At 71.4% G+C, this 6,589-nt stretch carries 7 protein-coding genes; 1 reads left to right on the top strand and 6 read right to left on the bottom strand.

Features of this window, described 5'->3' with window-relative positions; translation table 11 throughout:
- The 6 genes from ACH427_RS02505 to ACH427_RS02480 form a co-directional block, all read right to left on the bottom strand.
- The coding region (locus ACH427_RS02505; RefSeq protein ID WP_398867474.1) for a transposase at positions 1–732 on the bottom strand (732 nt) is incomplete at its 3' end.
- A gap of 141 nt (positions 733–873) precedes the next feature.
- Positions 874–2,136: a beta-ketoacyl-ACP synthase II gene (gene fabF, locus ACH427_RS02500; RefSeq protein WP_398867473.1), complete on the bottom strand. Its 1,263-nt coding sequence runs from the start codon at positions 2,134–2,136 to the stop codon at positions 874–876.
- A gap of 67 nt (positions 2,137–2,203) precedes the next feature.
- Positions 2,204–2,452: an acyl carrier protein gene (locus ACH427_RS02495; RefSeq protein ID WP_398867472.1), complete on the bottom strand. Its 249-nt coding sequence runs from the start codon at positions 2,450–2,452 to the stop codon at positions 2,204–2,206.
- 93 nt (positions 2,453–2,545) lie between these two features.
- A complete protein-coding gene (locus tag ACH427_RS02490) occupies positions 2,546–3,592 on the bottom strand; it encodes a ketoacyl-ACP synthase III (RefSeq protein WP_398867471.1) in 1,047 nt (348 codons plus the stop codon).
- A 14-nt stretch (positions 3,593–3,606) separates the two neighbouring features.
- Entirely contained in the window at positions 3,607–4,557 is a 951-nt protein-coding gene (locus ACH427_RS02485) for an ACP S-malonyltransferase (protein ID WP_398867470.1), read from the bottom strand.
- 89 nt (positions 4,558–4,646) lie between these two features.
- A complete protein-coding gene (locus tag ACH427_RS02480) occupies positions 4,647–5,831 on the bottom strand; it encodes a PucR family transcriptional regulator (protein ID WP_398867469.1) in 1,185 nt (394 codons plus the stop codon).
- 57 nt (positions 5,832–5,888) lie between these two features.
- On the opposite strand from ACH427_RS02480, the gene ACH427_RS02475 reads away from it, so the two are divergent.
- Positions 5,889–6,569 carry a pirin family protein gene (locus ACH427_RS02475; RefSeq protein WP_398867468.1) on the top strand — a complete coding sequence of 227 codons (681 nt, stop codon included), beginning with the start codon at positions 5,889–5,891 and terminating at the stop codon, positions 6,567–6,569.
- The last annotated feature ends 20 nt before the right edge of the window (positions 6,570–6,589 follow it).

The following is a 6,589-nucleotide window of genomic DNA, read 5'->3' as shown; positions in this document are numbered from 1 at the left end:
CTCCACCTCGGGCAGCACGCGCAGTCGCCCGTCCGTTTCGGGGGAGGTCACCGCCATCAGCAGGTGCATCCCGTCCGCCCCGATCCTTCGGCCGACTTCCTCCCGCTTGGACCGAGCTTGGGGGAAACGTGAGTCCTCGGCCCGGGTCGCGTAGTGCTTGAACCAGTCCGGCTCGGCCACCTCCGCCAGCCAGTCGGGGGCTGCCTGGGCCAGCGCGTTCAGGGCAGAGCGCAATGTTTCCGCGACATGCTCCAGCCAGTTCAGCGCCCTTGCCGCACTCTGCACGTGGGTGGCGTCGGTCCTGGCCCGGCCTGCCGTCTTGAGCAGCCCTCGTTCCCGGGCCGCGGCCAAGATCCCGTCCAACACCTGGCGGCCGGCATCCGCAGTGATCAGACGGTCCCGGAACTCCGAAAGTACCGAGTAATCGAACCCTGGATCACCCAGCTCCAGCCCGAGGGCGTATTTGAAGTCGATTCTCGCCCGCACTGCCTCCGCGGCCTGCCGGTCGGTCAGCCCCTTCACGAACTGCAACACCAGCACCACCGCCAGCCGCCCCGGTGACCAGGCAGGCTTGCCCCGCGCCGGAAACAGGTCGGCGAACTCCTCGTCCGTGAACAACGGCCCCAGCTCGTCCCTCACCCGAATCGCCAGGCTTCCCTTCGGGAACGCGGCCCGCGCCACCCGCACCGTCTCCGCCGGGATCTCCCCAGACCCCTTCGGCTGCATCGACATCCGCACCCACCCCATACGACAACGTCGGCCTCCAAGACCACAACCAGGTCTTGGAGGCCGACGTCACGCACACGGCCCGTAATTCGCCAACAGCGTCCCGGACGAACCGGGGCGGGCCGCTCGCGCGTCGCGGGCGCGGGATCAGACCGAGCGGAGGGCGAGGACCACGTTGTGGCCGCCGAAACCGAACGAGTTGTTGATCGCCGCGATCGGGCCCTCGGGCAGCGGACGCGGCCGGTCGCGGACGATGTCCGCGTCGATGTCCTCGTCCAGGTCGTCGACGTTGATGGTCGGCGGGGCCATCCGGTGGTGCAGGGCCAGGACGGTCGCGACCGTCTCGATGCCGCCGGCGCCGCCCAGCAGGTGGCCGGTCATCGACTTGGTGGCGGACACCGCGACGTGGTCGAGGTCGTCGCCGAGGACCTTGCGCAGGGCCTTGATCTCGGCGGCGTCGCCCTGCGGGGTGGAGGTGGCGTGCGCGTTGAGGTGCACGATCTCCGAAGGCTTGAGGTCGCTGTTGTCGAGCAGGTTCTGGAGCGCGGCGGCGATGCCGCGGCCGGTCGGCTCGGGCTGCGCGATGTGGTGGCTGTCCGCGGACAGCCCCTGGCCCAGCACCTCGCAGTAGACACGGGCACCGCGCGCGGCGGCGTGCTCGGCCGACTCCAGGATGACGACGCCCGCGCCCTCGCCGAGGACAAAGCCGTCACGGCCCTTGTCGTACGGGCGGGACGCCTTCTGCGGCTCGTCGTTGTTCTTGGACATCGCCATCATGTTGGCGAAGGCCACGATCGGCAGCGGGTGGATGGCCGCCTCGGTGCCGCCGGCGACGACCACGTCGGCACGGCCGGTGCGGATCATCTCCACGGCGTAGCCGATCGCCTCGGCGCCGGACGCGCAGGCGCTGACCGGGGTGTGCACGCCCGCCTGGGCGTTCACCTCCAGGCCGACGTTGGCGGAGGGGCCGTTGGGCATCAGCATGGGCACGGTGTGCGGGGAGACGCGGCGGACGCCCTTCTCCTTGAGCACGTCGTACTGGTCGAGGAGCGTGGTCACGCCGCCGATGCCGGAGGCGATGACCGTGCCGAGCCGCTCGGGCGCGATCGACGCGTCCTCGCCGGCCTTGGCGGTGAAGCCCGCGTCGGCCCACGCCTCACGGGCGGCGATCAGCGCGAACTGCGCGGACCGGTCCGTCTTGCGGGTGAGCGGGCGGGGCAGGACGTCCTCGGGGTCGACGGCCGCGCGGGCCGCGATCCGGACGGGGAGGTCGGCGAATCGCTCGCCTTCCAGGGGCTGGACCCCGGAGCGCCCGGCGAGCAGGCCCTCCCAGGTCGATGCGCTGTCGCCACCCAGCGGTGTGGTTGCGCCGATACCGGTGACGACCACGGTGCGATTGGTCGGGTTCACAGGGATTCTGTCTCCACGTGTAGAGGTGCTGGAACCGCCACCACTGGGGTGGCGACGAACGCTTGGATCAGGCCTGGTGCTTCAGGATGTAGTCGGCAGCGTCACCGACGGTCTTGAGGTTCTTGACGTCCTCGTCGGGGATCTTGACGTCGAAGCGCTCCTCGGCGGCCACGACGACCTCGACCATGGACAGCGAGTCGACGTCCAGGTCGTCGGTGAAGGACTTGTCCAGCTTGACGTCCTCGACGGGGATGCCGGCGATCTCGTTGACGATCTCGGCGAGACCCTCGAGGATCTGCTCCTGGGTGTGAGCCATTGCGGCGCTCCTTCTATGTGCGGTGAAACTGCTGCGTTATGGAAATCTGCTGATGCGGGAGGGGCCGTACGGCGGGGCCGCGCGGATTCTCGCCTAGGGGAGGGTAACGACCGTGGCGGCGTAGACGAGACCCGCCCCGAAACCGATGACGAGCGCGGTGTCCCCGCTCTTCGCCTGCCCCGTGGCCAGGAGCCGCTCCATGGCCAGCGGGATGGAGGCCGCGGAGGTGTTGCCGGTGGTCTCCACGTCGCGGGCGACCGTGACGCTCTCCGGCAGTTTGAGGGTCTTCACCATCGAGTCGATGATCCGCATGTTGGCCTGGTGCGGGATGAAGACGTCCAGGTCCGCCGGGCTGACCCCGGCGTCGTCCAGCGCCTGCTGGGCGACCTTCGCCATCTCGAAGACGGCCCAGCGGAAGACCGCCTGGCCCTCCTGGGTGATGGCGGGGAAACGGATCTCCTCGATGGCCTGGCGGACCTCGTCGCGGTCACCGCCGGGGAGGGGCGTGGTGCGGTACTCGTCCCAGCCGACCGTCTGCTTGATCGTGTGGGACTTGTCGCCCTCCGAACCCCAGACGGTGGGGCCGATCGCCGGCTCCGCCGAGGGGCCCACGACCACGGCACCGGCGCCGTCACCGAACAGGAAGGCCGTCGCGCGGTCCTCCAGATCCGTGAGGTCCGACAGCCGCTCGACACCGATGACCAGCACATACTCGGCCGAGCCCTCGACGATGAGGCCCTTGGCCAGGGTGAGGCCGTAGCCGAAGCCGGCGCAGCCCGCGGAGATGTCGAAGGCGGCGGGCCTGCCCGCACCGATCTTGTGCGCGATCTCGGTGGCGATCGCCGGGGTCTGCTTGAAGTGCGAGACGGTGGAGACGATCACGCCACCGATCTGCTCGGGGCTGATGCCCGCGGCGGCGATGGCCTTGCCGGCCGCCTCGACCGACATCGCGGACACCGTCTCCTCGGGGCCCGCCCAGTGCCGGGTGGCGATGCCCGAACGGGAGCGGATCCACTCGTCCGAGGAGTCGATGTGCTTGAGGATCTCCTCGTTCGGAACCACCCGCGTCGGGCGGTATCCGCCCACGCCGAGGATGCGCGCGTAGGGGGCGCCCTTGCTGGGCCTGATCTTCGCGGTCATGCTCTCGGGGCTCCTTATTCGGCCGGGGTCGCGGCGTCGGCGTACTCGGCGATCAGCTCACGCGCCGCGTCCAGGTTGTCCGGGGACTTGAGCGCGAGGGTCCGGACGCCGGGCAGCGCCCGCTTCGCGAGGCCCACCAGGGTGCCGCCGGGGGCGAGCTCGACGATCGCGGTGACGCCGAGCTCCTTGAAGGTCTCCATGCACAGGTCCCAGCGGACCGGATTGGCCACCTGGCCGACGAGCCGCCGCACGACCTCGGAGCCCGAGGTCACGACCTGGCCGTCCTTGTTGGACACGTACCGCGTGTGCGGGTCGGCGGGGGCGAGCTCGGCCACCGCCGTCTCCAGGGCCGCGACGGCCGGGGCCATGTGGTGCGTGTGGAAGGCGCCGGCGACCTTCAGCGCGACGACCTTGCGCGTGCCCTCCGGCTTGTCCTCGGCGAGCGCGGCGAGCTGCTCCGCGGTGCCCGCGGCGACGATCTGGCCCGCGCCGTTGACATTGGCGGGCGTCAGCCCGAGCTTCTCCAGGTGCGGCAGGACGACGTCGGCGTCCCCGCCCAGCAGGGCGGACATGCCGGTCTCCGTCACGGCGGCGGCCTCGGCCATCGCGAGACCGCGCTTGCGTACGAGCTCCAGGGCGGCCTGCTCGGGGAGGACCCCGGTCAGGGCGGCGGCGGCGAGCTCACCGACGCTGTGACCCGCGGTGGCGCCCACCAGGCGGGCGAGGTCCCCGGCCGCCGGGAACAGCTGCCGGGCCGACACGAGCGCGGAGGCGACCAGCAGCGGCTGGGCCACGGCGGTGTCGCGGATCTCGTCCGCGTCGGCGTTCGTGCCGTAGTGGACCAGGTCCAGGTCGATGGCGGCCGACCACTCACGGAGTCGGTCTTCGACACCGGGGAGGTCGAGCCAGGGGGTCAGGAAGCCGGGCGTCTGAGCGCCCTGGCCGGGGGCGACGAGTACGAGCACCCTCACACTCTCTCTCGTGGACGGCCCTGGTCACCGGTGGGGACAGGGACCAAGAACCGTCAGGGGAATTGTTGATGTCCAACAAAAGCCTAGAGCTGGCACTCCGCGTCTGCCAGGCGCCCCAGGATCAGCGCTACTCGCAGGGTGAAGGCCGAACGCACATCGGAGGGTGACCAGCCGGTGACGTCCGTCACACGTCGGAGGCGGTATCTCACGGTGTTCGGGTGGACGAACAGCATCCGTGCCGCGCCTTCCAGGCTACTTGCCTGCTCCAGATAGACGCTGAGGGTCTCCAGCAGGGCCGAGCCCGCTTCCTCCAGCGGTCTGTAGATCTCCTCCACCAACTGCTCACGCGCGGTAGCGTCCCCGGCCATCGCGCGCTCCGGGAGGAGATCATCGGCGAGTACGGGCCGGGGGGCGTCCGGCCAGGCGGCGCACGCCTTCAGCCCCGCCGCCGCGGCCTGCGCGGAGCGGGTGGCCGCCAGCAGGTCCGGCACCACGGGGCCGGCCACCACCGGGCCCGCCGCGAACGGCCCGATCAGGGCCTTCGCGGCCTGCAGCGGATTGTCCGAGCCGCCCGCGATCACCACCAGCCGGTCCCCGAGCACCCCCGTCAGCACCTGGAGCTTCGCGTGCCGCGACGCCCGCCGGATCGCCTCGACCGTCAGCTCGCTGTCCCCGTCGGGCGCCGTCCCCAGCACCACCGCGACGTGCGAAGGCGAATTCCAGCCGAGGGCGGCCGCCCGGGAGAGGGCGCCCTCGTCGGCCTCGCCCGACAGCACCGCGTTGACGACCAGCGACTCCAGCCGGGCGTCCCACGCGCCGCGCGCCTCCGCGGCCTGTGCGTACACCTGAGCGGTGGCGAAGGCGATCTCCCGCGCGTAGACGAGCAGCGCCTCGCGCAGCACCGACTCGTCACCCGGCGCGGCCACCTCGTCGATCGCCGACTCCATGACCTCGATGGTCGTGCGGACCATCTCCACGGTCTGGCGCAAAGTGATCGCCCGCGTCAGCTCGCGCGGCGCCGTGCCGAAGACGTCCGTGCTGATGGCCTGCGGCGTCTCGGGATGCCGGAACCACTCGGTGAAGGCCGCGATGCCGGCCTGCGCGACCAGGCCGATCCAGGAGCGGTTCTCCGGGGGCATCGCCCGGTACCACGGCAGCTGGGCGTCCATCCGCGCGATGGCGGCGGCGGCCAGGGTGCCGGACGACTTCTCCAGACGGCGGAGGGTGGCGCTGTGGGGGTGCGGGGTGTTAGCGGCGGGTTCAGGCACGGGGACAAGCCTGCCTCATTCGGGTGCGGAGCGGGGCCGCCGGGCTACGGTAGCCCGATGACGCACGTGCGACGCGCCGTACAACGCGCAGGTGAACGCTTCCGCGGCGGCGACCCGGAGGCCGGGATCGAGACCTGGCACGCGTTCTCCTTCTCCGGCTTCTACGACCCCGACAACGTCCGTTTCGGGCCGCTGGCCGCCTGCAACGAGGAGCACCTCGCGCCCGGCGCGGGCTTCGCCGAGCACCCGCACCGCGATGTCGAGATCGTGACCTGGGTCGTCGAGGGCGAACTCACCCACGAGGACTCCACCGGTCGCCGCGCGGTCGTCCGCCCCGGCGACCTCCAGCGCTTCAGCGCGGGCTCCGGGGCGCGGCACTCCGAACGGAACGAGGGCTCCGCCCCCCTGCGCTTCGTCCAGATGTGGCTCACCCCGTCGGAGGCCGACGGCGAACCCTCCTACGAGCTGCTGCCGCGGGTCCCGGACGGGGCGTATCCCCTGGCGGGGGCGGAGGCGGTGCTGCATGTGCGGCGGCTGGGAGCCGGTGAGGGGGGTGCCCTGCCGGACGGGCAGTGGTTGTACGTCCATGTCGTGCGGGGGCGGGCGCGGGTGGAGGGGGACGTGGTGTCGGAGGGCGATGCTCTGCGGTTGTTCGAGGCGGTGGGGGTGACGGTGGAGGCGCTGGATTCCGCGGAGTTGCTCATCTGGGAGATGAGTGCGGAGCCGCACTTCGGCTGAGGGGGCAAGCCCCCGGACCC

The organism is Streptomyces sp. NPDC020379 (assembly GCF_044387105.1).
Classification (GTDB): domain Bacteria; phylum Actinomycetota; class Actinomycetes; order Streptomycetales; family Streptomycetaceae; genus Streptomyces.
The sequence above is the reverse complement of the archived record's forward strand: the minus strand, read 5'-3'. Positions and strand labels throughout refer to the sequence as shown.